This is a genomic window from Lentzea miocenica, from assembly GCF_033949945.1.
Taxonomy (GTDB): Bacteria; Actinomycetota; Actinomycetes; order Mycobacteriales; family Pseudonocardiaceae; genus Lentzea; species Lentzea miocenica.
Map to the genome: position 1 here is coordinate 54,496 of NZ_JAXAVW010000045.1, position 26,935 is coordinate 81,430.

Here is a 26,935-nt window from a genome sequence, read left to right on the forward strand (position 1 = left end):
CGTCTGCAAGTACCACCAACTCGACCTCAAGAGGCACTTTTCTACTGCCAACAGCTCTCGGAGCCTGCGGAGCGGCTACCGGTTCGGCAGGCGGCGAAGAGGTTGGGTGCGGTTGAGGGCGATTCGATCAAGGGTTGGTGGTACTTGCAGACGCCTGGTGTTTTAACCCTGAGGCTCTTTGGCTTTGGGGTAGCGGGTGTGTTTGTGCTGGTTGGGGCGGCCGGGTGGCCGTCCTGGCCAGGTGTGGAGTTTTGTCGTGGTTGGGCGGGGGTGCCCAGCTCGGCGCGAAGTGCGCGAAACCCGCGTTTGACCCGGTGGGGGCTCATGAGGTGACCGCGTTCCCAGGGCAGTAGCCGGGTGCGGGTCAGGCCGCGAGCGAGTAGAAGCTGGGTGTAGGCGGTGGCGACCAGCCAGCTCCAGCGTTCGGCTTGGTGCGGGGTGCGTGGGCGGGGTGTGGTCCAGGCGAGGTGTTGTTTGCCGAAGCGGAAGAAGTGCTCGATGCCGAAGCGGCGCAGGTAGGCCCGCCAGATGGTGTCGAGGTTGAAGTTGTCGGGCGGCCCGGTGTGCCAGAGCCAGATCGTTTTGTGGCGGGGGTTGTTGGAGCGGATGCGGATCAGGTCGCCGTGGATCAGTCTGCGGTTGGCTTTGGCGGGCTGGTCTGCGGTGTCGGGTTCGCGGTAAGCGCGGGACGGGCGTAGGTGCAGCCGGTGCCAGCAGGTCACGGTCAGTCCGGCACGATCTGGTCCGGCCGCGACGATCTGGGCCTGATCCGGGTCGGGCCACGTGGCCTGGTCGGGCAGCTTCATCGGCGGGCCATGCCGGCGGGGACGTCCTGGGGTGCCTGGTGTGGCAGGCGGGGGTTCGGTGAACAGCACGCTGTCAGTGCGCAGCCGGACCACGATGTGCACCCGCTGCTCGGAGAGCACGCCCAGTGCCGCGGGTGAGTATCCGGCGTCGCAGCACACGATCGGGATATCGGTGACGCGCCGTTGGGCAAGGTGGTCGAGCAGGCGGCGGATCTGTTGCGTGGCAACGAGATTCGCGTTGTTGTCGGGGCCGGCCCGATCGAGATCGACCGGGTGACCCAGGAACCGCGGGACGGGCCGATCTGAGCCAGCCAGCTCACCGCCCAGCCAGGCGTGGTGCAGTTGACCCGATCCCTGCCGCCGGGGTCCTTGCGGGAGTCGTAGTTCAGCGTCCGTTCGGGACAGGTCAGGGCATCGGGGCGATGCCAGGCTGACACGTCCGCTGCGAACACCAAGCCGAACTCCGGCTGGATCGCACCGGCCAGGGTCCGGCGTAGCTTGTCGGTATCGACACGACCTTTGGCCAGTGCCGCGTAGACACTGCCATGTCCCCGGCGCAGCTCCGGCTGCAAAGTCAGATGCGGCAGCGACTCCAGCCGTCCTGATACACACAGCAGTGCATCACCCGCCTCGAACAGGGTGTCGGCCCAGCCGGTGAAACAGTCATAAACCGCCTGCCGGAACCTGCGCAGCCGGGCGAGTTGATCGTCGTGATCGGGCTCGGGCAGACTTGCGGGCACGGCCACCGCCTGTCGTTCGAGATCTTTGGTCGGACCTCGAAGATGATCAAGCGGTGGCCGTACCCACGTCAAAGATCGACTGACCCACGGTTAAAACACCAGGCGTCTGCAAGTACCACCAACTCGCAGTTGGTAGTACTTGCAGATGCCCTAAGCCAGCAGGGCGGGGATGTCGGCGACGCTGGGCAGCAGGTGCGTGTGCTGGGCAGCGCCCAGTTCCTCCGCGGTCTGGCTGCCGCTGAGCACACCCACCACGAAGCCCGCGCCCGCGTTGTTGCCCGCTTCCAGGTCGCGCACGGTGTCGCCCGCGGTCAGCACCCGCCGGACGTCTCGGACGCCGGTCAGCTCCATCGCTGTGAAGATCATGTACGGCGCCGGGCGGCCGGCTTTCACGTCGTCCACGCACACCACCGCGTCGAGCACGCCCTCGCTCCAGCCCAGGACGTCGAGCAGTCCGTCGACGATCGGCCGGTCGAAACCGGTGGTCAGTGCGACCTTCACGCCGTTGGATCGCAGCTGTGCCAACGCTTCCGGCACGCCGGGGATCGGCGTCGGCGGGGTCTCGGCGTAGTACTTCGCCAGCCGCTCGTGGAAGTCCGCGAACTCGGCGTCCACATCGGAGCGCCCGAGCATCGACGAGATCGCCTCGTACTTGTCGGCCCCCATCCAGTCACCGACGTCGTCAGCCGATCCGCCGGCGGCGATCACGGTGTCCGCCAGCGCTTGGTAGACCAGTCCGTGCTCCTGGACCGTGGTGCCGGCGATGTCCAGCACGACGAGGTCGATCACGACGCCCTCCAGTCCCGCAGCAGCGCCGGGTGCGCCTGCTGGGAGTTCTCGATCGAAAAGCTGACCATGTCCGGGCGGTAGCGGTCGTCGGAGTACTCGACCGGCCGTCCGTCCACACCGGACGCACGCCGCCGTTCCCGCAGAAGTGGTGCACCCAACGCGACTTCCAGCAGCTCGCTGTCGTGCTCGTCCGCCGCGACGGCGTCGATCTGGTGCCGGGCCACGGTCATGTCCACGCCCTGCTCGCCCAGGTAGGCGTAGAGCGAGCCGCTGTCGCAGTCGAAGTCGAACAGCAGGCGCCCCACCGGTTCCACGAACGTCGTGCGCTCCAGCATCGTCGGCCTGCCGTCGATCAGCCGTTGCCGGAGCAGCTGCACGACCGGCGTGCCCTCGTCGAGCTGGAGGGCGTCCGCGATGTCCGCGTCGGCCGGGCGGCGCGCGATCTCCAGAGTTCGTTGCCCTGGCACGTGCCCGAGGCCCGCGGCCCAGCTGGAGAACGACAGGAACGTCTCGAACGGCTGCGACAGCGTGTGCCTGCGCACCACCGCGGGCTTGCCGCGGCCGCCGCCGATCATGCCCTCCGCCCGCAGTGTCGTGAGCGCCTGGCGGACCGGTGCGCGCGAGGCGTTCCACTGCGCGCACAGCTGCGATTCGGACGGCACGGTGTCGCCGACGGCCAGCTCACCCGAGGCGATGCGGCGCCGCAGATCGGCCGCGATGCGCTCGTGCAGGGGCATCTCCATGCCGCCAACCATACATGTCATAACAAGTCTGAACTCCAAGTGAACACATCAGGACAGCCATTGATTCTCCTTCGGCAGCCACTCATCGTTCTTGTCATGACAAGTGTGGACCTGGTGGTCGTCGGCGCGGGGATCGTCGGGCTCGCGCACGCCTGGCACGCGGTGCGACGGGGTCTCTCCGTCGCCGTGGTCGAGCGGGACGAGCACGCGGTCGGAGCGTCCGTGCGCAACTTCGGGCACGGCTGCGTCACCGCTCAGGACGGGGTGGCGTTCGAGTACGCGATGACCGCTCGTGAGGAGTGGCTGAAGCTCGCCGAGAAGGCCGGTTTCTGGCTCCGCGAGTCCGGCAGCGTCGTCGTGGCACGTCACGACGACGAACGCGCCGTGCTCGAAGAGTTCGCCTCCGTCCGCGAGATCGAGCTCACCGACGAGGGCGCGTTCCTGCCGCTCGACATCCGCGTCAACCCGCGCGAGGCGGTGCACGCGATCGCTTCGCTGCTCGCGGAACGCGGTGTGACGTTCCACTGGTCCACCAACGTGCTCACGGTCGAGCCGGGCCTGGTCCGCACGACTCGCGGCGAGATCGGCTGCCGCGCGGCGGTCGTCGCGGTCGGCCACGACGTCGACAGGTTCTTCCCCGACCTCGCCGACGAACGTCAGATTCAGCGCTGCCAGCTGCGAATGCTGCGGGTCGCACACGGCGGCGTGATCGACTCGGCGGTGCTGACCGGGTTCTCGATGCTGCGCTACGAGGCGTTCGCTCGCTGCCCCAGCATCGAGAAGGTCCGCGCACGCCTCACACACGACCACCCCGAGCTGGTCGAAGCCGGGCTGAACCTGATGTTCACCCAGCTCCCCGACGGTTCGCTCACCATCGGCGACACCCACCACTACAGCCGCACGGTCGATCCCTATCGGCCGGAGCACCTGGACGACCTGGTGCTCACCGAGACGGCCCGGCTGCTCGGCGTTCCCACGCTGAAAGTCCTCGAACGCTGGCGCGGCATCTACGCGTCCGCCCCAGAACCCTTCCTGACCGCGACGCCCGCTCCCCGGATCCGGGCCGTCTCGGTCACCTCCGGCATCGGCATGACCACCGCGCTCGGCCTCGCCCCGGCCGTGCTCGACGACCTCCTCCAGGAGCTGTGATGAGAGCCTTCAGCGTCGTACTCGCCGCGACACTGTTGCTGACGACCGCCTGCGGCACAACGCAATCGGCCAACAGCGGTGACTGCCCCAACAACGGCAAGGTCCGCTTCGGCGTCGAGCCGTACGAGGCCCCCGACAAGCTCAAGCCCGCCTACGAGGTGCTCGCCAGGGCGCTGGCGACGAAGCTCGGCTGCGAGGTCGAGCTGCAGATCGTCGACGACTACGCGGCCGAGGTGCTGGCCATGCGCAACGGCAAGCTGGAGATCGCCCAGTTCGGGCCGCTCGGTTACGTCTTCGCGTCCCAGAAGGCCAAGGCCGAACCTCTCGCCTCGTTCGCGGACGGCTCCGGCAAGCTGACCAGCTACACCGCCGGCATCTGGGTCGCGAAGGACTCGCCGGCGCAGAAGATCGAGGACCTGAAGGGGAAATCGCTCGCGCTGAGCAGCGTCGGGTCAGCGTCCGGTGACGCACTTCCCCGCTACGGCTTGAAGAAGCACGACGTCGCCGACGTGAAGCTCGACTACGCGGGCGGTCATCCCGAGGCCATGCTCGCGCTGATCAACGGCAAGGTCGACGCCGGCGAGATCAACAGCCAGCAGCTGGCCAGCGCGAAGGCCGCGGGCACGTTCGACGAGTCGAAGTTCCGGCAGATCTGGAAGTCCGAGCCGATCCCGAACGACCCGATCACCGTGCGCGGCGACCTCGACCCGGCGTTCAAGGACAAGGTGCGCAGGGCGTTGCTGGAACTCGGGCCCGCGGACGTGGAGAAGGTCGGCGCGTTCCTCGACGTCACCCCGCCCGGTCCGCTCGTGCAGGTGGACAACGACACGTACAAGGTGCTCTTCGACCTCGCCGCGACGCTGGGACTCAAGGAAGAGGACGTCTGATGCTCGCCATCCGCGGCCTGCGCAAGTCGTTCGGCGGCCGCACCGTGCTGGACGGCTTCGACCTCTCCGTCGAACCCGGCGAGTTCGTGGCACTGCTCGGGCCGAACGGCTCCGGCAAGTCCACGGCCCTGCGCTGCGTGGTCGGGCTGGAAACGCCGGACGGCGGCGAGATCGACGTCAGCGGGAACGCCGCGATGGTGTTCCAGAAGATCCACCTCGTCGGCCGCCGCAACGCGCTGGACAACGTGTGTTCCGGCGCTCTCGGCCGGCTTCCGCTGCACCGCTCGCTGGTCTTCGGGCAGGACGTGCGCGAGGAAGCGATGCGGTGCCTGGACCGGGTCGGGCTCGCGGACCGTGCTTTGGACCGGTGCGCGCGGCTGTCCGGTGGGCAGCAACAACGTGTGGCGATCGCGCGGGCGTTGTGCCAGCGCGCCAACGTGATCCTGGCCGACGAACCCGTGTCGGCGCTCGACCCGCAGGCCGCGGTACAGGTCATGGAGTTGTTGGTGGACCTGGCTTCCGAGGGTCTGGCGGTCGTCGCCGTGCTGCACCAACCGGAACTCGCCCGGACCTACGCGCACCGAATCGTCGAGATGCGAACGGCGGTGGCGGCATGACGATCACAGTTCCGAAGCGCCGCTGGCCCTCCGCCGCGGTGTGGGCCGCCGTCGCGGTCTTTCTGGCCGTGCACGTCCTTGCCTGGCAGGCCACGGAGTTCTCACCCGCCGCGCTGATCGCCGGTTGGGAGGGCATGGCCGACTTCCTCGCCGAGTCGCTGCCACCGGACTTCTCGGTGCTCGGCAAGTCGCTGGAAGCGGCGGTGATCACCCTCTACATCGGACTGCTCGGCACGACGTTCTCGATCCCGTTCGCTCTGGTGCTGGCGTTGCTGGCCTCTCGCGCAACGACTTCCGCCGCGTGGGCACAGCAGGCGGCGCGCGCGGTGCTGTCGTTCCTGCGTTCGGTGCCGGACGTGGTGTTCGCGCTGATCTTCGTGACGGCGGTCGGGCTCGGGCCGTTCGCTGGCGTGCTGGCGCTGGTGTTCCACAACACCGGCGTGATGGGCAAGCTCTGGGCGGAGGCGATGGACGAGAGCGACCGCGGGCCGCGCGACGCGTTGCGGGTGACCGGTGCCTCCGGCCCGCAGATCGCGCTGCACGCGGTCCTCCCGACGGTGCTGCCTTCGCTGGCCGGACTGCTGCTCTACCGGCTGGACGTGAACGTGCGGTCGTCGCTCGTGCTCGGCCTGGTCGGCGCTGGCGGGATCGGCTTCCTGATCAACCAGTCGATCAAGCTGTTCCGGTTCGACGAGATGGTCACGCACATCCTCGTGGTGCTGCTTCTTGTTGTTGTGGTCGACCAGGCGTCTGCGTTCGTGCGCAAGCGGCTAGGTGCTTGACCTGCACTGCTCACCGTTGTCGTTGCCCTCATTGCGATGGTGGTGGAGCCTCGGCAACAGCTGCGCACGGGCGGTCGTTACGCAACGATGACGTGGCAAGAACGTCCTCATGAGACCCGTCGGGAAGGCTGGAGGGCATGCCGCGCGTACTGCTGATCGAGGACGACGAGGCGGTCCGCGAGGGACTGTCGCTCGCCCTGACCTACCAGGGACACACCGTGGACGCGGTGCGCACGGGCGAGGAGGGCCTCGAGTTGCTGGGGAGCGTCACGCCCGACGTGGTCGTGCTCGACCTGATGCTGCCGGGCGTCGACGGGTTCGAGGTGTGCCGCCGCATCCGTGCCTCCGGTGACCTCCCGATCATCATGCTGACCGCGCGCAACGACGACATCGACGTCGTGGCTGGTCTGGAGGCCGGTGCCGACGACTACGTGGCCAAACCCGCGCAGGCCCGCGTGCTCGAGGCCCGGATCCGCGCGGTGCTGCGCCGGTCGTCCGTGTCGGTGCCCGAGGTCGTGGCGGAGCGCTACCGCGACCTGACCATCGACCGCGAGGGCCTCGTGGTGACGCGCCTCGGCCGGCCCGTGTCGCTGGCCCCGACCGAGCTGCGGCTGCTGCTGGAACTGTCCTCGTCGCCCGGCCGGGTCATGTCCCGGCAACAGCTGCTGGAGTCGGTCTGGGACCAGGGCTACCTCGGCGACTCACGACTGGTCGACGCGTGCGTGCAGCGGCTGCGTTCGAAGATCGAGGACGACCCGGCCGCACCCCGGTACGTCCAGACCGTGCGCGGCTTCGGCTACCGGTTCGGGCCGCTGTGACCCTGCGCCTCCGGCTGCTGCTCGCCTTCGCGTTCCTGAGCATCGTGACCGCCGGGGCCGTGGCGGGCGCCGGTTACGTGCGGGCCCGCGACGCGATCGTGCAGCGCGCCCAGGACAACGCCGTCATCGAGACCACGAACCGCGTCGAGCAGCTCTACCCGCTCCCCGCCCGGCCACCCGACGCCGCGTCTCTGGAGCGCATCGCCGGAAGGATCTCGGGCCGCGAGGGCTCGGCGCTGGCCCAGGCGCGGGGTGTCGTGGCGGGCTCGATGGACCCGTCGCTGATCACTCCCGAACTGCGGTCCCTGGTGTCCTCCGGCCGCGTCGGCTGGCAGCGCGTGCCGTACGGGGGCGGGGTGTGGCTCGTGGTGGGCATGCAGCTGCGCGTGACGCCCGCTGGCGCGCCCGGCGGCTCGTCCACCGACTCGTCCGGCATCGAGGTGTACGTGCTGCGGCCGTTCACCTCCGAGATCGAGTTCGTCGGCGAACTGGCCCGCAACGCGTGGCTCATCGGCGGCGCCGGCCTGATCCTGGCCCTGGGCCTGGGTTTCCTGGCGTCCCGAGGCGTGCTGCGCCCCGTCCGCGAGCTTCAGCTGGCGGCCTGGCAACTGGGACAGGGCGACCTGTCCGCACGGGTGCCGGTGCGCGGCCGGGACGAACTGGCTTCCGTCGCATCGACCTTCAACAGCACAGCATCGTCTTTGGAGCACTACGTCGGTGAGCTGCAACGAATGGAAGCGGACGCACGCCGGTTCGTGGCCGACGTGTCGCACGAGCTGCGAACTCCTCTGGCCGCGATGACCGCCGTGACCGACGTGCTGGACGCAGAAACGGCTGACCTGCCCGGCGTCGCCGGCCAGGCCGCGCGGCTGGTGAACCGCGAGACGCAGAACCTGACGCGCCTGGTGAACGACCTGATCGAGGTCACCCGGTTCGACTCGGGCACGGCAGCGCTCGCGCTGGACGAGGTGGACGTGGCCGAGGTCGTGCGCGCGTCTCTGCGAATGCGCGGCTTCACGGACGTGACGACTTCCCTGCCCACCGACGTGCGCGCGCGCCTGGATCCGCGACGCCTGGATGTGATCGTGGCGAACCTGGTCGGCAACGCCCTGCGGCACGGCGCGCCACCGGTGTCCCTGACCTTGTGGATCGAGGGCTCGTCCCTGCTGATCTCGGTGGCGGACTCCGGGCCCGGGTTGCCCGCCGCGGTGCTGCCGCACGTGTTCGCCCGGTTCTACAAAGCCGACTCGGCGCGCGGACGGTCCGAGGGCAGTGGGCTCGGGCTGGCGATCGCGTGGGAGAACGCGCGGCTGCACGGGGGCACGCTGGTGGCGGCCAACCGGCCTGGTGGGGGTGGGGCGTTGTTCACGCTGCGGCTGCCGCTGGGTGGTGAGCGGTGAGGCCGAAAACTGTCGGTGCCGGCTGGGAGAATGGAAACAGGGGGACCCCCGGGAGGGGACCCCTGCGCGAGCTTGGCCTGGCGGTGCGACTGCGAGCGGCGAAGCGCCCCGTGCGCGGGCTTGGCCTGGCGGTGCTCGTCCTGGCCGTCCTCACCGCGTGCGGCATCCGGCCGACCGACCCGATCCCCGGCCTCGAAGCCCCCAGCGGGCCCGTCGAGAACACCTCGCCGACGGTCTACTGGGTCGCCGCGGGCAAGGTCGTCCCGGTCAGCCGTCCCCAGGGCAGCCTGAGCGGCTACGACGTCATCTCCCTGCTCGCCCAGGGCCCCGACAACGCCGAGCAGAGCCGCGGCTTCACCACCGAGGTGCCGTTCGACGCGGCGCCCGCCACCATCGACCGGGTCGCGAACGGGCTGGACGTCACCATTTCCAGCGACGTCTCGCAGCTCAGCGGCGTTGCCGTCCAGCAGATCGTGTGCACGTTGCTCGGCGTGCAGCCCGTCGGCTCGGTGAACCTGCGCGGCGGCGGCCATTCGCTGGAGTTCCAGAAGTGCGCTTGAATCGGCGCGTGCACGTCTACTCCATCCCGATGCGTTCCCGGTTCCGCGGCATCACCCAGCGCACCGGGTTGCTGTTCGAAGGGCCCGCAGGGTGGGGCGAGTTCTGCCCGTTCGAGGAGTACGACGACGACGAGTCGATGCCGTGGCTCGCGTGCGCGATCGAGGCGGCGAACGACGGGTGGCCGGCCCCGGTCCGCGACCGCATCCCGGTCAACTGCACGGTTCCGGTGGTCAGCCCGGAGAAGGCGCACGAGATCGTGGCGCGCTCTGGCTGCTCGACGGCCAAGGTCAAGGTCGCGGAGTCCACGCTGGCCGAGGACTGCGCACGGCTTGAAGCGGTGCGCGACGCGTTGGGGCCGCAAGGTGCCATCAGGGTCGACGCCAACATGCTGTGGGACGTCGACACGGCCGTTGCCGCGATCAAGGCGATGGACAAGGCCTCACACGGTCTCCAGTACGTGGAACAGCCGTGTCACACGCTGGAAGAGCTTGCCGAAGTCCGCAAACGCGTCAACGTGCCCATCGCCGCGGACGAGTCGATCCGCAAGGCTGAGGATCCGCTGAAGGTGGCCGTGGCGGGCGCGGCGGACATCGCGGTGATCAAGGTGGCGCCGCTCGGGGGTGTGCGCAGGGCGCTGGAAATCGCCGAGGCGTGTGGACTGCCGTGTGTGGTGTCGTCGGCGCTGGAGACATCGGTCGGGATGGCTGCCGGGGTCGCGCTGGCGGCGGCTCTGCCTGAGCTCGACTACGCGTGTGGGCTCGCCACGCTTCAGCTGTTCGAAGGCGATGTCACGAGCGATTCACTCGTGCCAGTCGACGGCTATCTGCCGGTGCTCACCAAGTCACCTGTGCCGGACCGCATCGAGGGGTTCGAGAGCGATGCGCTCACGAAGGCCTGGACTGATCGGTTCGACAGGGTGCTGAGCAAGCTCAGTCGATGAGTCGATCCACCTGGATCTTCAACGGGAACGGCTCGACTGCCTCGTAGACCCTGGTCTCCGCTGGCGCCTCCAGATAGCCGAATTCGCTGGCCAGATGCATCGCGGCCAACGAGATCGGCTCGTCGAGGTCGATGATCCAGTAATACGGAATGCCGGCCCAGGCGTATTCGTCACGCTTGGCGCAATAGTCCGTGTGGCGCGAACTCGGCGACAACACCTCGACGGCGAGCACGACCTCTGATGCCTTGATGAGGCCACCTACAGCCTCCTGTCGCTCGCCGGCACTGCGTTGCACCACGAGCACATCAGGACGCAGGACGAAGCCTGGTTTGTCAGGTGGTGCCAACTCCAGGTCGACATCGAGGTCGTAAAGAACCTCGAGATCGTCGGGTACCTGGCCAACGAGCTGCAGCAGCAGGTTGCGACCTGCCGCGTTGTGCCTGCGAAGTGGGCTGGAGCGCATGATCAGACGGCCGTTTACCAATTCCGTATAGCCGTCTTCGGTTTCTCCGAGCGCGGCGTACTGAGCGACGGTCAGCAGACCCGTCGCCACAGAAAGACGCCTCGGAGGCCTATCAGGTAGTGCGGTCACTGCGTCTCCTTCCGTCTCAGTCACCGTCGCACATGGAGGCGCTCCAAACCTCCCCGCAATTCCACACCTTCGAGCGATCAGGGCTTTCCGCGAGCCAATCCCTGTTCCTTCGCCCCCATGCTGAACACGATGCCCTCGGTCCGGTTGATCGCCTCGGTCCGCCGAGCAGTGGCGGGCACCCGAGTCAGGTCCACCAACCGGATCGGCGGCCCCAGCTCCACCAGCGTCGGCGTGTAGGAAGCCTCGACCACGGACCACCCCGCAGCCCCCTGCTCGAACTTGAACCGCGCGATCGCCCCCTCCTCGGTGACACCACGAGGCTCAGCGTGCCGGGCGACCTCGTTCCCCAACCCGTAGGCGACCCACTTGTTGCCGATCTTCTCGAACGGCTGCACCACGTGCACGTGCGTGCCGATGATCAGGTCCAGCGCGGGGTCGGCCAGCAGCTGGCGGGCCAGGGCTTTCTGGTCGGCGGTGGCTTCGTGCTGGTACTCGTTGCCCCACTGCACGGACAGCACGACGACCTCGGCGCCGGCTTCGCGAGCCTTACGAGCATCGGCGAGGATCTTGGCGGCGTTGATCTGGTTCGCGCGCCACGGCTGGGGCAGCGGGATGCCGTTGAAGCCGTAGGTGAACGAAAGCTGGGCCACCTTCACGCCGCCCGCGTCGAGGATCAGCGGGGCCGCGGATTCCTCCTGGGTGCGGAACGAGCCGGTGTGCTTCAGGCCGACGGCGTCCATCGCGTCCAGCGTGGTGGTGATCGCCGAGACACCGCGGTCCAGGGTGTGGTTCGAGGCGGTCGAGCACGAGTCGTAACCCACGTCGATCAGGCCTTTCGCCACCTCGGGCGGGGCGAGGAAGGCCGGGTAGCCGAAGAACGGGCCCTCCTTCGTGCCCAGCGGCACTTCGAGGTGACACAGGGAGAGGTCGGCCTTCAGGGTGTCCTTGATGCCCGAGAACAGCGGCAGGAAGTCACGGCCCGCCGCACCTCCGTCGGCGACGGCCTGGTCGGTCAGCGCCGGGTGGATCAGGATGTCGCCGCCCGCGGTCAGCACGAACGACCGCGGTGGGGGCGGGCCAGATGACGTGGGCGAAGGGGGCGCGGGCGCCGACGTGATGACGACGGGCGAGCCGGTGCACGCGGACAGCAGGAAGCCGGTGGCCAGCACGAATGCCGGCCACCGGACCACACGCTTCAGCGTTGCCGCCTGCGTCGCAGGACCACGAACAGCACAACGGCCAGCACCGCGGCCGCGATGGGCAGCACGCGCTTCAGGACCGGTACGCCTGCGGTGTCGATCAGGTCGATCGGCTCGTCGGGGACCACTCGGAGATGCTGCTGTTGCGCCACCTCGTCAGGATCCACTGAACCCAGCGTGCTCGCCAGGCATTCCGCGAACTGGTCGACGAGCTTGCCGCTGACCTCGGAAATCAGGCCGCGACCCAACTGCGCCGGACGGCCGGTGATCGCCAGGTCCGTCTCGACCTCGACCGATTCACCCACCTGGAACGTCACCACGGCCGATGCGGTGCCGTTGCCACGGGTGTCCTTGCCCGCGGCTTTCATGACGGCGCGGCGCAGCACGGGGTCGATCTCCACGAACTCGCCGCTCCCCCGGTACAGCAGCTGCACCGGGCCGAGCTTCACCTTCACCTCCCCGCTGAACGACTTGCCGTCGACCGACGTCAGCGTGGCGCCGGGCAGACAGGGCGCCACGCGTTCCGGGTCGATCAGCGCCTCCCAGACCTCCTCGGCCGGGGCAGGCGCGACGAACGAGTGCGTCAGCTTCATCCCGCTACCGCCGCCGTCAGCGCGCGGCCGGTCAGCACCCGAGCCAGGTTGTCCTTGTAGCTGTCGCCGGAAGACGCCTTCAGAGCCGCCGCGGAGATCGCCTCGGCGGTGGCCGGTTGGCCGACGAGCGCCGATTCCACGTCGACGGCACGCACCGGCCCGGAGCCCACGTTGGTGAGACCGATCCGGGCGGCGGCGATCGAACCGCCGCTGACCTGCACGGCCGCCGCGACCGCGACGATCGACCACGCCTGCGCGACCCGGTTGAGCTTCTCGTAGTGCGCGCCCCACCCCGTGTACTTGGGCACGCGCACGTCGATCAGGATCTCGTCCGGGCCCAGCGCCGTCTCGAAGTAGTCGACGAAGAACTCCGCCGCGGGCACCTCACGACGTCCAGAAGGCCCAGCGATGATCATCACCGCGTCCAGCGCCAGAGCAGGCGCCAGCAGGTCGCCAGCCGGATCCGCGTGGCACAGCGAGCCGCCGAACGTGCCGCGGTGCCGCACCTGCGGATCCGCCACCGTGTCCGTGACCAGCCGAAGCAACAACGCGTGGTCCTGGATCAGATGATCACGCTGCACCTCGTAGTGCGTGGTCATGGCACCGATCAGCAACGAGTCACCGTCGTCGCGCACACCGGTCAGCTCGGTCAGCCCGCCGATGTCGATCAACGCCGTGGGCGCCGCCAGCCGCATGCGCAGCACCGGCACGAGCGACTGCCCGCCCGCGATGATCTTGGCGTCCTCGCCCTCCTCGGCGAGCATCCGCACGGCTTCGTCCACGGAGGACGGGAACAGGTACTTGAACTCCGCCGGGATCACGACTGTCCTCCCTGCGAATCGATGGATCCGAGACCGCCCGCAGCCGGCGCGGACGCATCCGCGGCCCGGCCTTGCAACGCGTTCCACACCCGTTCCGGCGAGCACGGCATCTCGATGTCACGCACACCCATGTGCCGCACCGCATCCAGCACGGCGTTCACCACCGCCGGCGTCGAGGCGATCGTGCCCGCCTCGCCGACTCCCTTGGCGCCCAAGGGGTTGGACGTCGCTGGCGTCTCCGTACGAGCTGTGATGAACCCAGGCAGGTCCGCCGCACACGGCACCAGGTAGTCCGCGAGCGTCGCCGTCGTGAGGGTGCCCATCTCGTCGTGGATGGCCTCTTCGAACAACGCCTGAGCGATGCCCTGGGCCAGCCCGCCGTGCACCTGGCCGTCGACGATCAACGGGTTCATCACCGTGCCGACGTCGTCCACCGCGACGTACAGCCGGATCTTCACCATCCCGGTCTCGGTGTCGACTTCCGCTGCGCACAAATGGGTTCCGTGCGGGAACGAGAAGTTGTCCGGGTCGAACGTGGCATCGGCGTCCATGCCGGGTTCCATGCCGTCAGGCAGGTCGTGCGCCACGTGCGCGGCCAGCACAACATCGCCGAGAGTCCGAACCGTCGACGTGCCTCGAACCGAGAAGGACCCGGCAGCGAACTCCACGTCCGACTCGTCGCACTCCATCATGTGCGCGGCCAGCGTCCGCGCCTTGGCGAGAACTTTGTCCGCCGCGTGCACCAGCGCTGTGCCACCGACGGTCAACGACCGCGAGCCGTAGCTGTCCATGCCTTTGTGCGACGTCGCAGTGTCACCATGCAGCACTTCAACGTCCTCGAACGGCACACCCAGCCGGTCCGCGACGATCTGCGACCACACCGTTTCGTGCCCCTGACCGTGCGGCGACGTTCCGGTGATCACCTCGACCTTGCCGGTGGGCAGCATGCGGATGGACGCGGTCTCCCACCCTCCCGCGGCATAACGCAAAGCGCCCAGAACCCGTGAGGGCGCAAGACCGCACATCTCGGTATAGGTGGAAATTCCGATGCCGAGCTGCACCGCGGAACCGTCCGCACGACGACGTGCCTGCTCCTCGCGCAGCTCCTCGTACCCGAACAGCTCCATCGCACGGGCCGTCGCGGCCTCGTAGTTGCCGGAGTCGTAGGTGAGTCCGGCGACCGTGTTGAACGGGAACTCCTCGTGCTTGATCCAGTTCATCTCGCGGATCTTCATCGGATCCATGTCCAGCTCGGCCGCGAGCTCGTCCATCATCCGCTCGATCGCGAACGTGGCCTCCGGCCGTCCGGCACCGCGATAGGCGTCCGTGGGCACCTTGTTCGTGAACACGTTGGTGCACACGAACCGGTAGGCCGCGAACTTGTAGATCGCGTTGAACATGAACGCGCCCAGGATCGGCACGCCCGGCGTGACCAGGCGCAGGTAGGCGCCCATGTCGGCGAGCAGCTCGGCCTTCAGTCCGGTCACGGTGCCGTCGCGGCGCGCGGACAGCGTGATCTTCTGGATCTGGTCACGGCCGTGGTGCGCGGACAGCATCGACTCGGTGCGCGTCTCGGTCCACTTCACCGGCCGGCCCATCCGCCGCGCGACCAGCAGGCACAGCAGCTCTTCCGGCGTGACCTGGAGCTTGCCGCCGAACCCTCCGCCGACGTCCGGCGCGATCACGCGGATCTTGTGCTCGGCGATGCCGGTGACCGCCGCGAGCATCCAGCGCAGGATGTGCGGGATCTGCGTCGCCGACCAGACGGTGAACATGTCCGCGTGCGGATCCACGACGACCGAACGCGGTTCCATGAACGCCGGGATCAGCCGCTGCTGCCGGAACGTCCGCTCGATCACGACCTCGGCGGACGCGATCTCGTCCTCGACGTTGGTGCCGCTCCCCGCCTCGGCGGAGTCGAACACCCAGGTCGCGCACTTGTTCGTGCCGAGGTCCGGGTGCACCAGATCGTTGTCCTGCAAGGCTTCTTCCATGTCGAGCACGACCGGCAACTCGTCGTAGTCGACGTCGATCGCAGCCAGTGCGTCGGCGGCGCGGTAGGCGCTGTCGGCGATCACCAGCGCGACGGCCTCACCGGCGAAGTTGACCTGGTCGACGGCCATCGCGGGCGCCGGGGGTGACTTCATGTCCTCGGTGATCGGCCAGGCACACGGCAGAGAACCTTGCTCAGCGGCGAAATCCTCACCGGTGAGCACGACCGCCACACCGGGCATCGCGGTCGCGCGGCTGCAGTCGATGTTGGTGATGCGGGCGTGGGCGACAGGGCTGCGCAGCACGGCCATGTGCAGCATGCCGGTCAGCTGGAGGTTGTCGGTCCACCTGGTCTGACCGGTGATCAGCCGGGCGTCTTCCTTGCGGAGCCGGGCTTTGCCGATCTCCGGTTCCGCGGTGGCGGTCATTCGCCACCTACCGGCTGCTTCGACGCGACGGTCTCGTCGCTGTGCTGTTCGATCTTCGGGCCGGCACCCGGCTTCATCCGCTGTGCGGCGTCCTGAACCGCGCGGACGATGTTCTGGTACCCCGTGCAGCGGCAGAGGTTGCCCTCCAGGCCTTTGCGCACGGTCTCGTCGTCGGGATCCGACTCGTCGGCGAGCAGGTCGATCGCCTGCATGATCATGCCTGGCGTGCAGAAACCGCACTGCAACGCGTGGTTGGAGCGGAACGCCTCCTGCACGGGGTGCAGCCGGCCGTCCCGGGCGAGGCCTTCGATCGTGGTGACCTCGTGCCCGTTCGCCTGCACGGCGAACATCTGGCACGACTTCACGCTGTGGCCGTCGAGGTGCACCGTGCACGCGCCGCAGTTTCCGGTGTCGCAGCCGACGACGGTGCCGGTCTTGCCCAGCCGCTCCCGCAGGTAGTGCACCAGCAGGAGGCGGGGTTCGACCTCGTCGGCGTACGTGACTCCGTCGACGTTGACCGAGATGTGCATTTGAACCCTCCCAGGGTGGTGGGCCTTTAGTGACGAGGGTCACTTCAGCTTGCTCCCTGTTTGTGAGTTCAACAACCCGATCAGTGATGAATCGGTTCACCAAGATCGACCAGACGCCGGCCGGATCCCTTCCACCGCAAGGAGATGATCTCGGCGGCGATCGACACCGCGGTCTCCTCCGGTGTCCTGGCGCCCAGATCCAGGCCGATCGGCGAGGCCAAAGCCTCTAGCTCGCTCTCGGTCAGACCTGCTTCCCGCAACCGTTGCAGCCGATCTTCGTGTGTGCGCCGGGATCCCATCGCGCCGACGTACCCGACCTTGAGTCGCAACGCGACTTCCAGCAACGGCACGTCGAACTTCGGGTCGTGCGTCAGAACGGCGATGACCGTGCGCTGGTCGAGCTTGAACGCCTCACCTTGGAGGTACTTGTGCGGCCAGGCGACCACGACCTCGTCCGCCTCGGGGAAACGGGACCGCGTCGCGAAGACCGGTCGCGCGTCGCAAACGGTCACGCGGTAGCCGAGGAACGCGCCGAGCCGGGCCATCGCGGCGGCGAAGTCGATCGCACCGAACACGAGCATGCGCGGTGGCGGTTCGAACGAGTTCACGAACACGCTCATGCCCTCGCCACGCCGCTGGCCGTCCGGGCCGTACTGCAACACGCCGCTGCGCCCTGACGCCAACATGCCGCGCGCGTCGTCCGTGACGGCGTCGTCGGCCCGCGAAGACCCGAGGCTGCCCGACCGTCGATCAGGCCAGATGACCATGCGCCGGCCGATGCCGTCCGGGTGCTCGACGACCGTCGCGATCGCCACCGGTTCCTCGGCGCGCACCGTCTCCACCACCTCACCGAGCTGCGGAAACGTGTCGGCGTTGATCTTCTCGACGTAGATGTCGATGATCCCGCCGCAGGTCAGCCCGACCGCGAACGCGTCGTCGTCGCTCACCCCGTACCGCTGCAGGACCGAGCCCTCGGTCTCCTGCGCCAACTCGTAGACGGCACCTTCGACGCACCCGCCGGACACGCTGCCGATCGCCTCGCCGTCCTGCGTCACCAGCATCGCCGCGCCCGCGGGCCGGGGAGCCGAGCTGAAGGTCGCGACGACGGTCCCGACGCCGACCGTCTCGCCGTTCGCCACCCGTTCCGCGAGGTCGAACAGGACATCACGCACGGCGCACCTCCTTCAGCAGTTGTTCCAGGGCGTGCACGCTGTGGCCGGCGACCATGGTGTCGACGTGCGGGAGAGCTGCCACCACACCACTCTGCACCGGTCGATAACCCGGCTTGCCCGCGTGCGGGTTGGCCCAGATGACCTTGTGACTCACCCGTCTCAGCCTCGCCATCTCGTTCGCCAGCAATGTCGCGTCACCACGTTCCCAGCCGTCGCTGAACAGCACGACCACCGCGCCCCGCTGCCGCCACTGCTGGTTGAACCTGCGCAGCGTCTCGCCGAGCCTGGTGCCGCCCTCGTAGTCCGGGATGGCCCGGCCGGCCGCTTTCAACGCCCGTTCGGGGTCGCGTTCCCTCAGCTGGCGGGTCACGCGGGTGAGCCGGGTGCCGATCGTGCGGACCTCGACGGGCATGGCGTGCGCGATCACATGCGCGAACCGCAGCAACGCGTCGGAGTAGGCGGCCATCGAACCGGACACGTCGATCAGCAGCACCAACCTCCGGGCCTTCACGCCACGACGACGGTGCCGGGGCCGGGTGATCTCGCCGCCCATCTCGATCATCGCGCGGACCGTGCGGGCCAGGTCGACAGGGCCACGGCGGGCCTTCCTGAGCCGGCGCGACCGCCTGCGCGGCGGGAGTGGCTTCAGCATGGCGATCAACGGCGCCGCGTTGAACTCGGAGATGTCCTTGTGCTTCAGAACTTCCACATCGGACGCGGCCACGCCGACGGTGACCGAGTCGAGCTCGATCGTCGTGCGCGGACGCGGCGGGGTGCCGCCGAAGTAAGCCCGGTAGGCGGCGTCGTAGCGCGGTAGGTCGTCCGGGTCGGCGCACAACGTGAGGCGCCCGGCCCAGTACAGGTCGACGTGCTCGGTGGCCCGCAGGAACGCCTGTACGCGATCGGGCCCGCACTGAAGTCCGGCGCCCCGCAGGACGCGCGTGAACCCCACGCAGGCTTCCGTCACCCCACGATTGTGCTCCCGATCACGCGATCCGCGTCCTCCCGGTACTTCAGGACGGCCCCGAGCGTCGTCACGTCCGGCTCGGTTCGCCCCAGCGCCTGCAACGCCCGCGCCCAGTCCAGCGACTCCGCGACACCCGGCGGCTTCAGCAGATCGAGGCCCCGCATCCGGTGCACAGCCTCCGCGACCTGCCGCGCGAGCCGTTCGTCGAGGCCAGGCAGGGTGCGGCGGAGGATCGCGACTTCTCTTTCCAGACCGGGATGCTCCAGCCAGTGGTAGAGGCAGCGGCGCTTCAACGCGTCGTGCACCTCGCGGGTCCGGTTCGAGGTCAGCACGGTCAACGGCGGCGTCACGGCTCTGATCTCGCCGAACTCCGGGATGCTCACCGCGTTCTCGGACAGCACCTCCAGCAGGAACGCCTCGAACTCGTCGTCCGCCCGGTCGATCTCGTCGACGAGCAGCACGCACGGCGCGTTCTCCAACGCCTGCAGCAACGGCCGTGCCAGCAGGAACCGTCGCGTGTAGAGGGACGCCTCGTCGACCTCGCCACGGGTTTCGAGCACGCGCAGGTGCATCAGCTGACGCGGGTAGTCCCAGTCGTACAGGGCCTGCGTGGCGTCGATGCCCTCGTGGCACTGGAGCCGGATCAGCGGCACGTCCATCGTCTTGGCCAGCGCCAGCGCCAGCGAGGTCTTGCCGGTGCCGGGTTCGCCTTCCAGGAACAGCGGCCGCCCCATCCGGACCGCGAGGAACGCCGCCGTGGCGATCCCGCCGTCCGGCAGGTACCCCGCGTCGTCGAGCCCTGACGCCAGTTCCTCAGGGGACTCCATGAGCCTCAGAGTAAGCCCTTTAAGGTGGACTGATGGGGTCAGCGAAGCAGGTCCAGGTCACCTTCGACTGCGCGGAACCCGTGCGCGTCGGCCGGTTCTGGTGCGAGGTGCTGGGGTACGTCGGACCGGATGGGCACGACGACGATTCGTGGTTCGCGGCCGGCGATCCGTCCGGAGTGGGTCCGCGGCTGTTCTTCCAGCGCGTCCCCGAGGGGAAGATCGTCAAGAACCGCGTGCACCTCGACGTGCGGGTCGGCACCGGGCTGGTGGGCGAGGAGCGCCTCGCCGCGCTCGAGGCCGAGTGCGCACGACTGGTCGCGCTCGGAGCGGTGCGCGGGCAGCTGCTGCTCGCCGACGAGGACAACGAGTCGTGCCAGAACATGCAGGACGTCGAGGGCAATGAGTTCTGCCTCGACTGAAGCCCTGAGAACCCGGCCCGGACTCAGGGTCGGGTTCCGGGTGGTCACCGATGTGCCGTGGCTCTGTTTCGACGAATCTTGAGCCATGACGAACAACGTGCTCAACGAAGCCACTGACCAGGTCAAGAAGCTCCGCCGCAGCCGGAGCGACAAGATGATCGCCGGTGTCTGCGGCGGCATGGCCAAGATGATCGGCGTGGACGCCGCGATCCTGCGGATCATCCTGGTGGCGGCGACGCTGCTCGGGTTCGGCACCGGAGCGATCCTCTACGTCGCCGCCTGGATCCTCATGCCCGAGGAAGACGCGGCCGTGTAAGCCTCGTGATCACCATGGGAGTCAGGACCGCACAGGTGACCGCCGGCAGGGGTGGGGGACTCCACCCCTGCTGATCAACGCGGGAACCCCGGCACACCGGGGAGCTTTTGCCACGGGAGTGGGCCGTCGAGGGGTCGGTACTCCACACCCAGTGCGTCCAGGCGCGGCAGATGATGTTCCGCCAGCCGTTGCACGAACTGCGGATCCTTCTCCGCCGGGGACCACATGACCTCGGCGAACGCCGCGAGACGAGGGAACGCCGCGTAGTCCACCCGCCGGGCCGAGTCGAGGTGCTCGGTCCAGATGTTCGCCTGCGCCCCCAGCAACCGCCCCGGCTCCTCACCCGTGAGCCCGGCAGGCACCGGATCCCACGCGTAGACGTCCTCCAGCGTGGTCACCGTCCCCACCGGAATCGGTTCGTCCAGCGACTCCGACTGCCGGTAGTCCAGGTAAACGTGCTGCTCAGGGCACATCACCACGTCGTGGCCCTCGCGCAGGGCGGTGATGCCGGGCTCGACGCCGCGCCACGACGCGACGATCGTGCCGACCGGCAGCGGACCGGACTCCAGGACCTCGTCCCACCCGTACGGCCGCCGCCCGCCGCGCACCACGTGCTTCGCGATGGCGCGGACCAGTTCGCCCTCGTGGCCGGGCGCCTCGTCGCCGCCGAGCCCGATGACCTCGGACGGGAACACGTCCATCAGCTCGTCGAACACGTTCCGGTAGAAGTCCACAGTGGACTCGTCCGTGTTGAGCACGCGTTCGTTGACACCCCAGTCCGTCCAGACTCCGCCGCCGTGCACGCCGAGCTCCGGGTACGCCGCGATGGCCGCCTGCGAGTGTCCCGGGATGTCGATCTCCGGGATCACCGCGATGTGCCGCGACCGCGCGTACTCGACGATCTCCCGCAGGTCGTCCTGGGTGTAGAAACCGCCGTGCGGACGTCCCGCCATGCCGGCCGAGCGCCGGTCGCCGAACCGCGAGTCCTCCCGCCACGACCCGACCTCGGTGAGCTTCGGATAGCGCTTCACCTCGAAGCGCCAGCCCTGGTCGTCGGTCAGGTGCAGGTGCAGGACGTTGAGCTTGTGCGCGGACAGCAGCTCGACGTACCGCAGCACCTCCCGCTTGGGCAGGAAGTGCCGCGACACGTCCAGCATCACGCCACGCCACTGGAACCGCGGATGGTCGACGATCTCGCACGCCGGGATCACCACGGGTTTCTCCCCCGCCGCCCGGAACGCCTGCGGTCCCAGCAGCTGCCGCAAGGTCTGCAGCGCGTTCATCTCGCCGGCCGCGTCGTTCGCCTCGATCAGCACGCCGTCGTCGGACGAGAGCAGCCGATAGCCGCCGGGCGGGCCGTCGACGAGAACCGTCTCCCAGCCCCGGTACTCGCAGAGCCTTCCGCCGTCCACATAGGACACCGGGCGTGGCAGGAGGTTCATCCCTTCACCGCCCCCGCGAGGCCGGAAACCAGACGGCGTTGCACGAGCACGAAGAAGATGAGCACAGGGATGGTCATCAGGGTGGAGCCCGCCATGATCGCGCCCCAATCGTTCTGGTCGGGTTTGACGAACACCTGGAGAGCCAGCGGCAGGGTCTGGTTCTCCACGGCCGAGATGATGAACGTCTTGGCGAACAGGAAGTCGTTCCAGGCGTGGATGAACGACAGCACCGACGTCGCCACCAGGCCGGGCGCGACGAGCGGGAACAGCACCTGCCACAGGAACCGGAACCGCGAGGCGCCGTCCAGGGTGGCGGCCTCCTCCAGTTCCACCGGCACCGCGGCGACGAAGCCGCGCAGCATCCAGATCGCGAACGGCAGGCTGAACGCGAGATGCACCAGCACGAGCGAGCCGAGGTGGTTCAGGCCGAACGCCGGAACCGAGTCACCGACCGACCGCATCAGGAAGAACAGCGGCACGGTCAACGCCTCGACCGGCACCATCTGCACCACCAGCAGCATGATCAGCAACGTCGTGCGGCTGCGGAACCGGAACCGGGTCAGCGCGGTCGCCGCCAGGAACGAGATCAGGATGCTCAGCGCCACCACGATCAGCGCGACGATGATGCTGTTCATGAAGTAGCGCCCGAAGTTCGCGACGGTCAGCGCCCGCGTGAAACTGTCCAGCGTCGGCCGCGTCGTCCACGGCACCGGATCGGCCGAGATGATCTCGTCCTCCGGCTTGAACGCCGACAGCACCATCCAGAACAGCGGGAACGCCACGACCGCGGCGATGATGAGGACGAAGCCCTCGGTCAGCCAGCGCCTCACAGGACCTCCCCTGACCGCCGCAGCGCGCGGAGGTAGACCATCGTGATCGCCAGCAAAAGCACGGTCATCACGACACCGATGGCCGCGCCCAGCCCGTACTCCGACGCCGCGAACGCCTGTTGGTAGGCGTAGACGTTGAGCACGAGGTTGCGCCCGGCTATACCGCCGCCGTTGGTCATCACGTAGATCTGTGTGAAGACCTTGAAGTCCCAGATGATCGACTGGATCGTCACCACGAGGATGATCGGCCGCAGCAACGGCAGCGTGACGCTCCAGGCCGTGCGGAACGTCGACGCGCCGTCCAGTGCCGCGGCTTCCAGCACCTCGGTCGGAATCGCCTTGATGCCCGCGTAGAGCGTCACCATGACGAACGGGAACGAGCACCAGATCACCTGTGCCGCAACGAGTCCGAACGCCGTCCACTTGTCGAACGTCCAGGAGAAGCCCTGGATGCCGAGTACCTCGTTGACGAACCCGAAGTTCGCGTCGAACAGGAACAGCCAGATCGTCGACCCGGCGACGGCGGGCGTGGACCACGCACCGAGCGCCGCCAGGAACAACGTCATGCGCACCCAGGTTCGCACCCGAGTCGCCAAGATCGCGAGAAAAGCGCCCACTAGCAACGTGCCGACCACGCAGACCGCCGCGAACGCGACGGTCTGCCCGAGCACACCCCAGAACTGCTGGTTCCCCAGCAGGTTCTGGTAGTTCCCGAGACCGAGGAAGGTGAGCGGCGCACCGCCGCTCACCTGCTCCTGGCCGTAGTCGTAGAGCGAGATGAGCACCAGCTGGTAGATCGGGTAGGCCAGCAGGCCCCCGAGTACCAGCAGCGCTGGAGCCAGGTAGGCGAACGCGGTCCGCCCCTGGCCTTTGGCGGTCATGCTCACGACGTGAAGGCCGCGTTCATCGTCTTGGCGGCGTCGGCGGTGGCCGTGTCGACGTTCTTCGCGCCGGTGACGATCTCCTGGAGCATCGTCGGCACCACGGTCTGTGCCTCGATCTTCGCCCACGCCGGCGTGACGGGGACGAACTTCGTGCCGGACTGCAGGGTCTTGGTGAACGGCTCCAGGAACTTGTCGGAGTCGCTGACCTGCTTCTGCACGTCGCCGAACGTCGGCAGGTTGCCCATCGCCGTGTACATCTTCTGCTGGTACTTCTTCGACGCGAGCAGCTGCGTGAACTCGTTCGCGAGCGTCTTGCGCTGCGTGCCCTTCATGACGCCGAGCAGGTTGCCGCCGGCGAACGCGGGCGCGATCGAGCCCTTGGTCTTGCCGGGCAGCGGCACGACGCCGTACTTGCCCGCGGCCGCAGACGCGTCGACGGACTTGCGGTTGAAGTCGCCACCGATGGTCATCGCGGCCTTGCCCGCGCGGAACGCCTCGACGCTCGCGTCACCGCCGTTGCCGGCACAGGTCGCGGGCGGACAGATGTCGTCCTTGATCAGCTCGGTGTACTTGGCGACACCGGCCTTGGCCTCGGCGCTGTCGATGGCGGCGGTGAACTTGCCGCCGTCCTGCTTGGCGATCTCGCCACCGTTCGCCCAGATGAACGGCAGCGCGGCGAACAGGTACTTGCCGCCGGCGGAGATGCCGATCAGCTCAGGCTTCTTCTGCCGGATCTCCCTGGCCGTCGTGGCGATCTCGTCGAGCGTCGCCGGCGGCTTCAGGCCGAGCTCGTTGAACACGTCGGTGCGGTAGTAGAGCGCACGGACGCCGACGAACCACGGCACGCCGTAGGTCTTGCCGTCGACCTTGGCCGTGTCCAGGATCGTGGGCACAAGATCCTGGGACTCGCTCCAAGAACCGAGGTCGAGCTCCGAGAAGCCGCCGGCGGACACGTAGCCCGCGAGGTCGGTGTTGCCGAACTCGGCGACGTCCGGCGCGCTCTTCGGGTCGCTGAAAGCGGCCTTGAAGCGTTCCGCCCTGCTGGACACCTGGATGTACTGGACATCGACGGTGACGCCGCTGTGAGCCGCCTGGAACTCGGAGATCGCCTCCTTCACCACGCCTTCCTTGGGCCCGCGGTTGACCTCGTCGAACAGCCAGACCCGCAACTGCCCGGTCTTCTCGTCCGCACCCGAGTCGGTCGGTCCTCCAGACTGCACCGGTGCGCAGGCGACCACCGCGCCCACGCCCAGCACAGCCACGATCGTCTTCAGCCTCATCGCGCCCTCCGCATTGCACATGTTGCAACAGCCATTTCACAGGAAGCAACGTGACTGTAGAACGGTCCAGGGCAAGGGTCTAGACCAGACGATTGACCCATTCCCGAACCGATGCCGCGTCCACCGGCGAATCCCACCCCGAGGCGCGAACCGCGCTGCCAACGTGAAATCCGTTCACGCCCGCTGCCAGCAGTTCTTCGACGTGACGCACCTGGAGGCCACCGCCGACGAGCAGCGCGGGCGGGGCCTGGCCGACCAGCTTCTTCAGGTTCTCGAGACCGTCCTCGACCCCCTTGGGACTTCCCGCGGCGAGCACGGTGTCGCAACCGAGGGTCTGAACCGTCGCCCAGGAACGGAAAATGTCCGCGGCGTTGTCGAGCGCACGGTGAAAGGTCCAGGCGCAGCCTTCGAGCTCCGCGACGAGGTTCAGCGTGACGCCCTCGTCGATCTCCCCCTCGGCGTCGAGGAAGCCCAGAACGAACTCGGTGGCGCCCGCCTCCCGCAGCTCCCAGGCCTGCCGGCGCAGCTGCTTGAGGTTGCCGGGCGCGAACCCCTTGGCGTCCCTGAGCATCACGCGAACAGGGATGTCGACGGCCTGCCGCACCTCCTTGAAGGTGGAGACCGACGGGGTGAGGCCGTCGGAGGCCATGTCCGCGACCAGTTCCAACCGGTGCGCGCCACCCGCCTGCGCGGCCTCGGCGTCCTTCACGTTCAGTGCGATCACTTCGAGAATCGGCATGGTCTAGACCATAACGGCCGACGGGGAACACGACTGCGGCATGTGCTTTCGGGAATCGAGGAGCCGGACCCACGTTTGGTGCGTCTGAGCTTGTATCTGCCCGCCTGAGTTCCGCTCTTTCTCAGTGAGCGCTTTGTTCAGGCGTGGAGCACGCGTCGGTCGGTTCGAGGGGTGCCGGCCGGCGCGAGCTCCCACCCACTGGCGGCCCGTGATCCGGAGGGGGAATCACGGGCCGCTGGCATACCCGGAGGAAGATGAGCCTCGACGTGGCGGCGATACTGCTCCAATCGAGTGAATTTTGTATCTACCGCCCAGTTAGCCCTTCATGAGTTGGCGGACGGCGCTGACAGGGCGGCCGATCGGAGGTGCTGCATGGACGAGCTGCACACGGCGGATGACCGTCCGCCGTGGGACGGGCTTGAAGGCACCGAACGACACGCGGTGTGCGTCGCGGCCGCACGCGAAGGCAACCGCGACGCACTGGACGTGCTGGTGACCGAGCTGACCCCACTGCTGTGGCACGTGGCCCGCGGCCAAGGCCTGGACCGGGCCGCCGCGGAAGACGTCGTGCAAACCGTCTGGCTCGCGTTCTTGAAGAACATCGAGAACATCCACGAGCCCAAAGCCCTGGTCGGCTACTTGGTCGTCACAACGAGGCGTGAAGCGCGCCGAACCTGGACACCCAACAAGCGTGAGACCCACCTGTCCGACGAATACGCCGAACAGCTCGAGTCCGACCACGGCCTGCCAGAGGACGTGACGCTGATGGACGACCGCGACCGCAGGCTCTGGCTGGCGTTCGGCAGGTTGACCACGAGGTGCCAGGAACTGCTCCGACTCACCGTGCTCGCGGGCCGCGCGGAGTACCGAGCAGTGGCAGAAGCACTGGCCATGCCCCACGGCAGCATCGGTCCGACCAGGGGACGGTGTCTGACCCTGCTGCGCAACTACCTGGAGACGGAAGGAGGATCGCGGTGAACGAGATCGACCCGCGCGACGACCGCAGGGGCCTTGAGGACACCGCCGTCCTCTCCGAACTGAACAGGCTGGTCGACGAACTGGACCCGCCACCGGCAGACCTGGTGGACCGCGTGAAGTTCGCGATCGCTCTGGAATCCCTGGACGTGGAAGTCGCCCGGTGGGAACGCGCGGGCTCGTTCGCCGGCGTACGCGGCGGCCAAACCGGCACGATCACCTTCACCGTCGACAACCTCACCCTGATGGTGAACTTCACCTCAACCGGCTCCCGCCACCGCATAGACGGCTGGCTGGTCCCCGCAGGCGAACACACAGTCGAGGTCCGCGTAGCCGACCACCAGTCCTCCTGCACCCAGGCAGACGACGGCGGCAGGTTCGTCCTGTCCGACGTACCAACAGGAACCACGCAAATCCTGGTGCACCTGGTGAACTCACGCGGCGAACCAGGCCGAACAGTGGTGACACCAACAATCATGCTCTAGCAACACAACACAACTGGGGAACTGGGGATTTCAGACACCGCACCAACGCCGATGCCGCAGGCGAGGCGACCCGACGGCGAAGCCGAGGCGCTATAGGCGACGGCGAAGCCGAGCTGCTCTTCTCGTGTGGTTCCGGTGGGGGGTCCCCGTCACGAGTCGTGCCACAGCTCTTGCTGCAACCAGGGAGGGGTGTCAAACCGCCACGCTTTCGG

At 68.1% G+C, this 26,935-nt stretch carries 30 protein-coding genes and 1 pseudogene; 13 read left to right on the forward strand and 18 right to left on the reverse strand.

The genetic code is table 11. From position 1 onward, the window contains the following. Positions 1 to 41: 41 nt before the first annotated feature. Positions 42 to 1,019: a transposase gene (locus SK803_RS40485; protein WP_319971534.1), complete on the reverse strand. Its 978-nt coding sequence runs from the start codon at positions 1,017 to 1,019 to the stop codon at positions 42 to 44. Between SK803_RS40485 and SK803_RS40490 the strand changes: the two genes are divergently transcribed. Further along, positions 990 to 1,112: a hypothetical protein gene (locus SK803_RS40490; protein WP_319971536.1), complete on the forward strand. Its 123-nt coding sequence runs from the start codon at positions 990 to 992 to the stop codon at positions 1,110 to 1,112. The genes SK803_RS40485 and SK803_RS40490 overlap by 30 nt on opposite strands. An 11-nt stretch (positions 1,113 to 1,123) precedes the next feature. On the opposite strand, the pseudogene SK803_RS46675 reads toward SK803_RS40490, so the two are convergent. The 3 genes and pseudogenes from SK803_RS46675 to SK803_RS40500 all read right to left on the reverse strand — a co-directional run. Next, positions 1,124 to 1,552, reverse strand: a pseudogene (locus SK803_RS46675) (transposase); the annotation flags it as partial. Between the two features lie 144 nt (positions 1,553 to 1,696). Then, a complete protein-coding gene (locus SK803_RS40495; RefSeq protein ID WP_319971504.1) occupies positions 1,697 to 2,335 on the reverse strand; it encodes a phosphonatase-like hydrolase in 639 nt (212 codons plus the stop codon). Then, a complete protein-coding gene (locus SK803_RS40500) occupies positions 2,332 to 3,078 on the reverse strand; it encodes a GntR family transcriptional regulator (RefSeq protein WP_319971505.1) in 747 nt (248 codons plus the stop codon). Before SK803_RS40500 ends, SK803_RS40495 begins: the two co-directional genes overlap by 4 nt. A gap of 96 nt (positions 3,079 to 3,174) precedes the next feature. Here SK803_RS40500 and SK803_RS40505 point away from each other — a divergent pair, with 96 nt between their 5' ends. From SK803_RS40505 to SK803_RS40540, 8 genes are all read left to right on the forward strand, one after another. Beyond that, positions 3,175 to 4,227 (forward strand): FAD-dependent oxidoreductase, encoded by a 1,053-nt coding sequence (locus tag SK803_RS40505; protein ID WP_319971506.1) that lies wholly within the window; start codon positions 3,175 to 3,177, stop codon positions 4,225 to 4,227. After that, entirely contained in the window at positions 4,227 to 5,114 is an 888-nt protein-coding gene (locus SK803_RS40510) for a phosphate/phosphite/phosphonate ABC transporter substrate-binding protein (protein WP_319971507.1), read from the forward strand. Before SK803_RS40505 ends, SK803_RS40510 begins: the two co-directional genes overlap by 1 nt. Further along, entirely contained in the window at positions 5,114 to 5,731 is a 618-nt protein-coding gene (locus SK803_RS40515; RefSeq protein WP_319971508.1) for a phosphonate ABC transporter ATP-binding protein, read from the forward strand. Before SK803_RS40510 ends, SK803_RS40515 begins: the two co-directional genes overlap by 1 nt. Further along, positions 5,728 to 6,513 (forward strand): phosphonate ABC transporter, permease protein PhnE, encoded by a 786-nt coding sequence (phnE, locus tag SK803_RS40520; RefSeq protein ID WP_319971509.1) that lies wholly within the window; start codon positions 5,728 to 5,730, stop codon positions 6,511 to 6,513. Before SK803_RS40515 ends, phnE begins: the two co-directional genes overlap by 4 nt. Positions 6,514 to 6,650: 137 nt before the next feature. Further along, on the forward strand, positions 6,651 to 7,331 hold the full coding sequence (locus SK803_RS40525; protein ID WP_319971510.1) for a response regulator transcription factor: 681 nt from the start codon (positions 6,651 to 6,653) through the stop codon (positions 7,329 to 7,331). After that, positions 7,328 to 8,731, forward strand: a complete 1,404-nt coding sequence (locus tag SK803_RS40530; RefSeq protein WP_319971511.1) for an ATP-binding protein — start codon at positions 7,328 to 7,330, stop codon at positions 8,729 to 8,731. Before SK803_RS40525 ends, SK803_RS40530 begins: the two co-directional genes overlap by 4 nt. A 110-nt stretch (positions 8,732 to 8,841) precedes the next feature. After that, complete coding sequence (locus SK803_RS40535; protein ID WP_319971512.1) at positions 8,842 to 9,291, forward strand: GerMN domain-containing protein; 450 nt, start codon at positions 8,842 to 8,844, stop codon at positions 9,289 to 9,291. A gap of 8 nt (positions 9,292 to 9,299) precedes the next feature. Beyond that, positions 9,300 to 10,232, forward strand: a complete 933-nt coding sequence (locus SK803_RS40540; RefSeq protein WP_319971535.1) for an o-succinylbenzoate synthase — start codon at positions 9,300 to 9,302, stop codon at positions 10,230 to 10,232. Here SK803_RS40540 and SK803_RS40545 read toward each other — a convergent pair. The 9 genes from SK803_RS40545 to SK803_RS40585 form a co-directional block, all read right to left on the reverse strand. Continuing rightward, on the reverse strand, positions 10,222 to 10,785 hold the full coding sequence (locus tag SK803_RS40545) for a Uma2 family endonuclease (protein ID WP_319971513.1): 564 nt from the start codon (positions 10,783 to 10,785) through the stop codon (positions 10,222 to 10,224). The genes SK803_RS40540 and SK803_RS40545 overlap by 11 nt on opposite strands. Positions 10,786 to 10,901: 116 nt before the next feature. Beyond that, positions 10,902 to 12,014 (reverse strand): CapA family protein, encoded by a 1,113-nt coding sequence (locus SK803_RS40550; protein WP_319971514.1) that lies wholly within the window; start codon positions 12,012 to 12,014, stop codon positions 10,902 to 10,904. A gap of 5 nt (positions 12,015 to 12,019) precedes the next feature. Further along, positions 12,020 to 12,616: an SRPBCC family protein gene (locus tag SK803_RS40555; RefSeq protein WP_319971515.1), complete on the reverse strand. Its 597-nt coding sequence runs from the start codon at positions 12,614 to 12,616 to the stop codon at positions 12,020 to 12,022. After that, complete coding sequence (locus tag SK803_RS40560; RefSeq protein WP_319971516.1) at positions 12,613 to 13,437, reverse strand: FAD binding domain-containing protein; 825 nt, start codon at positions 13,435 to 13,437, stop codon at positions 12,613 to 12,615. The genes SK803_RS40555 and SK803_RS40560 overlap by 4 nt, the downstream gene beginning before the upstream one ends. Beyond that, positions 13,434 to 15,857, reverse strand: a complete 2,424-nt coding sequence (locus SK803_RS40565; protein WP_319971517.1) for a xanthine dehydrogenase family protein molybdopterin-binding subunit — start codon at positions 15,855 to 15,857, stop codon at positions 13,434 to 13,436. The genes SK803_RS40560 and SK803_RS40565 overlap by 4 nt, the downstream gene beginning before the upstream one ends. Beyond that, on the reverse strand, positions 15,854 to 16,387 hold the full coding sequence (locus SK803_RS40570; RefSeq protein ID WP_319971518.1) for a (2Fe-2S)-binding protein: 534 nt from the start codon (positions 16,385 to 16,387) through the stop codon (positions 15,854 to 15,856). Before SK803_RS40570 ends, SK803_RS40565 begins: the two co-directional genes overlap by 4 nt. A gap of 80 nt (positions 16,388 to 16,467) precedes the next feature. Then, on the reverse strand, positions 16,468 to 17,559 hold the full coding sequence (locus SK803_RS40575; protein ID WP_319971519.1) for an XdhC/CoxI family protein: 1,092 nt from the start codon (positions 17,557 to 17,559) through the stop codon (positions 16,468 to 16,470). Next, positions 17,552 to 18,526, reverse strand: a complete 975-nt coding sequence (locus SK803_RS40580) for a vWA domain-containing protein (protein ID WP_319971520.1) — start codon at positions 18,524 to 18,526, stop codon at positions 17,552 to 17,554. Before SK803_RS40580 ends, SK803_RS40575 begins: the two co-directional genes overlap by 8 nt. Beyond that, positions 18,523 to 19,353: an AAA family ATPase gene (locus SK803_RS40585; RefSeq protein WP_319971521.1), complete on the reverse strand. Its 831-nt coding sequence runs from the start codon at positions 19,351 to 19,353 to the stop codon at positions 18,523 to 18,525. The genes SK803_RS40580 and SK803_RS40585 overlap by 4 nt, the downstream gene beginning before the upstream one ends. A gap of 32 nt (positions 19,354 to 19,385) precedes the next feature. On the opposite strand from SK803_RS40585, the gene SK803_RS40590 reads away from it, so the two are divergent. Further along, on the forward strand, positions 19,386 to 19,772 hold the full coding sequence (locus tag SK803_RS40590) for a VOC family protein (protein ID WP_319971522.1): 387 nt from the start codon (positions 19,386 to 19,388) through the stop codon (positions 19,770 to 19,772). 85 nt (positions 19,773 to 19,857) lie between these two features. Further along, entirely contained in the window at positions 19,858 to 20,088 is a 231-nt protein-coding gene (locus SK803_RS40595) for a PspC domain-containing protein (protein ID WP_319971523.1), read from the forward strand. Positions 20,089 to 20,162: 74 nt separating this feature from the next. Here the strand turns inward: SK803_RS40595 and SK803_RS40600 are convergent, their stop codons facing one another. The 5 genes from SK803_RS40600 to SK803_RS40620 all read right to left on the reverse strand — a co-directional run bounded on the left by SK803_RS40600 (position 20,163) and on the right by SK803_RS40620 (position 25,263). Continuing rightward, positions 20,163 to 21,530, reverse strand: coding sequence for a beta-N-acetylhexosaminidase (locus SK803_RS40600; protein WP_319971524.1), 1,368 nt, complete (start codon positions 21,528 to 21,530; stop codon positions 20,163 to 20,165). After that, positions 21,527 to 22,360 carry a carbohydrate ABC transporter permease gene (locus tag SK803_RS40605; RefSeq protein WP_319971525.1) on the reverse strand — a complete coding sequence of 278 codons (834 nt, stop codon included), beginning with the start codon at positions 22,358 to 22,360 and terminating at the stop codon, positions 21,527 to 21,529. Before SK803_RS40605 ends, SK803_RS40600 begins: the two co-directional genes overlap by 4 nt. Next, positions 22,357 to 23,241 carry a carbohydrate ABC transporter permease gene (locus tag SK803_RS40610; protein ID WP_319971526.1) on the reverse strand — a complete coding sequence of 295 codons (885 nt, stop codon included), beginning with the start codon at positions 23,239 to 23,241 and terminating at the stop codon, positions 22,357 to 22,359. Before SK803_RS40610 ends, SK803_RS40605 begins: the two co-directional genes overlap by 4 nt. 2 nt (positions 23,242 to 23,243) lie before the next feature. After that, on the reverse strand, positions 23,244 to 24,524 hold the full coding sequence (locus tag SK803_RS40615; RefSeq protein WP_319971527.1) for an extracellular solute-binding protein: 1,281 nt from the start codon (positions 24,522 to 24,524) through the stop codon (positions 23,244 to 23,246). Between the two features lie 79 nt (positions 24,525 to 24,603). After that, the gene (locus SK803_RS40620) at positions 24,604 to 25,263 is read right to left on the reverse strand and encodes a copper homeostasis protein CutC (protein ID WP_319971528.1); all 660 of its coding nucleotides are present in this window, start codon (positions 25,261 to 25,263) and stop codon (positions 24,604 to 24,606) included. A 372-nt stretch (positions 25,264 to 25,635) separates the two neighbouring features. Here SK803_RS40620 and SK803_RS40625 point away from each other — a divergent pair, with 372 nt between their 5' ends. Together SK803_RS40625 and SK803_RS40630 are read left to right on the forward strand one after the other, a co-directional pair. Further along, positions 25,636 to 26,241, forward strand: coding sequence for an RNA polymerase sigma factor (locus tag SK803_RS40625; RefSeq protein ID WP_319971529.1), 606 nt, complete (start codon positions 25,636 to 25,638; stop codon positions 26,239 to 26,241). A 5-nt stretch (positions 26,242 to 26,246) separates the two neighbouring features. Beyond that, positions 26,247 to 26,723, forward strand: coding sequence for a carboxypeptidase regulatory-like domain-containing protein (locus SK803_RS40630; protein ID WP_406601656.1), 477 nt, complete (start codon positions 26,247 to 26,249; stop codon positions 26,721 to 26,723). The last annotated feature ends 212 nt before the right edge of the window (positions 26,724 to 26,935 follow it).

Coding starts and splice junctions, on each gene's coding strand:
- SK803_RS40615 (WP_319971527.1), bottom strand. CDS start 24,524: ATGAGGCTGAAGACGATCGTGGCTGTGCTGGGCGTGGGCGCGGTGGTC.
- SK803_RS40500 (WP_319971505.1), bottom strand. CDS start 3,078: ATGGAGATGCCCCTGCACGAGCGCATCGCGGCCGATCTGCGGCGCCGC.
- SK803_RS40525 (WP_319971510.1), top strand. CDS start 6,651: ATGCCGCGCGTACTGCTGATCGAGGACGACGAGGCGGTCCGCGAGGGA.
- SK803_RS40620 (WP_319971528.1), bottom strand. CDS start 25,263: ATGCCGATTCTCGAAGTGATCGCACTGAACGTGAAGGACGCCGAGGCC.
- SK803_RS40595 (WP_319971523.1), top strand. CDS start 19,858: ATGACGAACAACGTGCTCAACGAAGCCACTGACCAGGTCAAGAAGCTC.
- SK803_RS40625 (WP_319971529.1), top strand. CDS start 25,636: ATGGACGAGCTGCACACGGCGGATGACCGTCCGCCGTGGGACGGGCTT.
- SK803_RS40555 (WP_319971515.1), bottom strand. CDS start 12,616: ATGAAGCTGACGCACTCGTTCGTCGCGCCTGCCCCGGCCGAGGAGGTC.
- SK803_RS40590 (WP_319971522.1), top strand. CDS start 19,386: ATGGGGTCAGCGAAGCAGGTCCAGGTCACCTTCGACTGCGCGGAACCC.
- SK803_RS40610 (WP_319971526.1), bottom strand. CDS start 23,241: ATGACCGCCAAAGGCCAGGGGCGGACCGCGTTCGCCTACCTGGCTCCA.
- SK803_RS40570 (WP_319971518.1), bottom strand. CDS start 16,387: ATGCACATCTCGGTCAACGTCGACGGAGTCACGTACGCCGACGAGGTC.
- SK803_RS40600 (WP_319971524.1), bottom strand. CDS start 21,530: ATGAACCTCCTGCCACGCCCGGTGTCCTATGTGGACGGCGGAAGGCTC.
- SK803_RS40510 (WP_319971507.1), top strand. CDS start 4,227: ATGAGAGCCTTCAGCGTCGTACTCGCCGCGACACTGTTGCTGACGACC.
- SK803_RS40565 (WP_319971517.1), bottom strand. CDS start 15,857: ATGACCGCCACCGCGGAACCGGAGATCGGCAAAGCCCGGCTCCGCAAG.
- SK803_RS40515 (WP_319971508.1), top strand. CDS start 5,114: ATGCTCGCCATCCGCGGCCTGCGCAAGTCGTTCGGCGGCCGCACCGTG.
- SK803_RS40505 (WP_319971506.1), top strand. CDS start 3,175: ATGACAAGTGTGGACCTGGTGGTCGTCGGCGCGGGGATCGTCGGGCTC.
- SK803_RS40585 (WP_319971521.1), bottom strand. CDS start 19,353: ATGGAGTCCCCTGAGGAACTGGCGTCAGGGCTCGACGACGCGGGGTAC.
- phnE (WP_319971509.1), top strand. CDS start 5,728: ATGACGATCACAGTTCCGAAGCGCCGCTGGCCCTCCGCCGCGGTGTGG.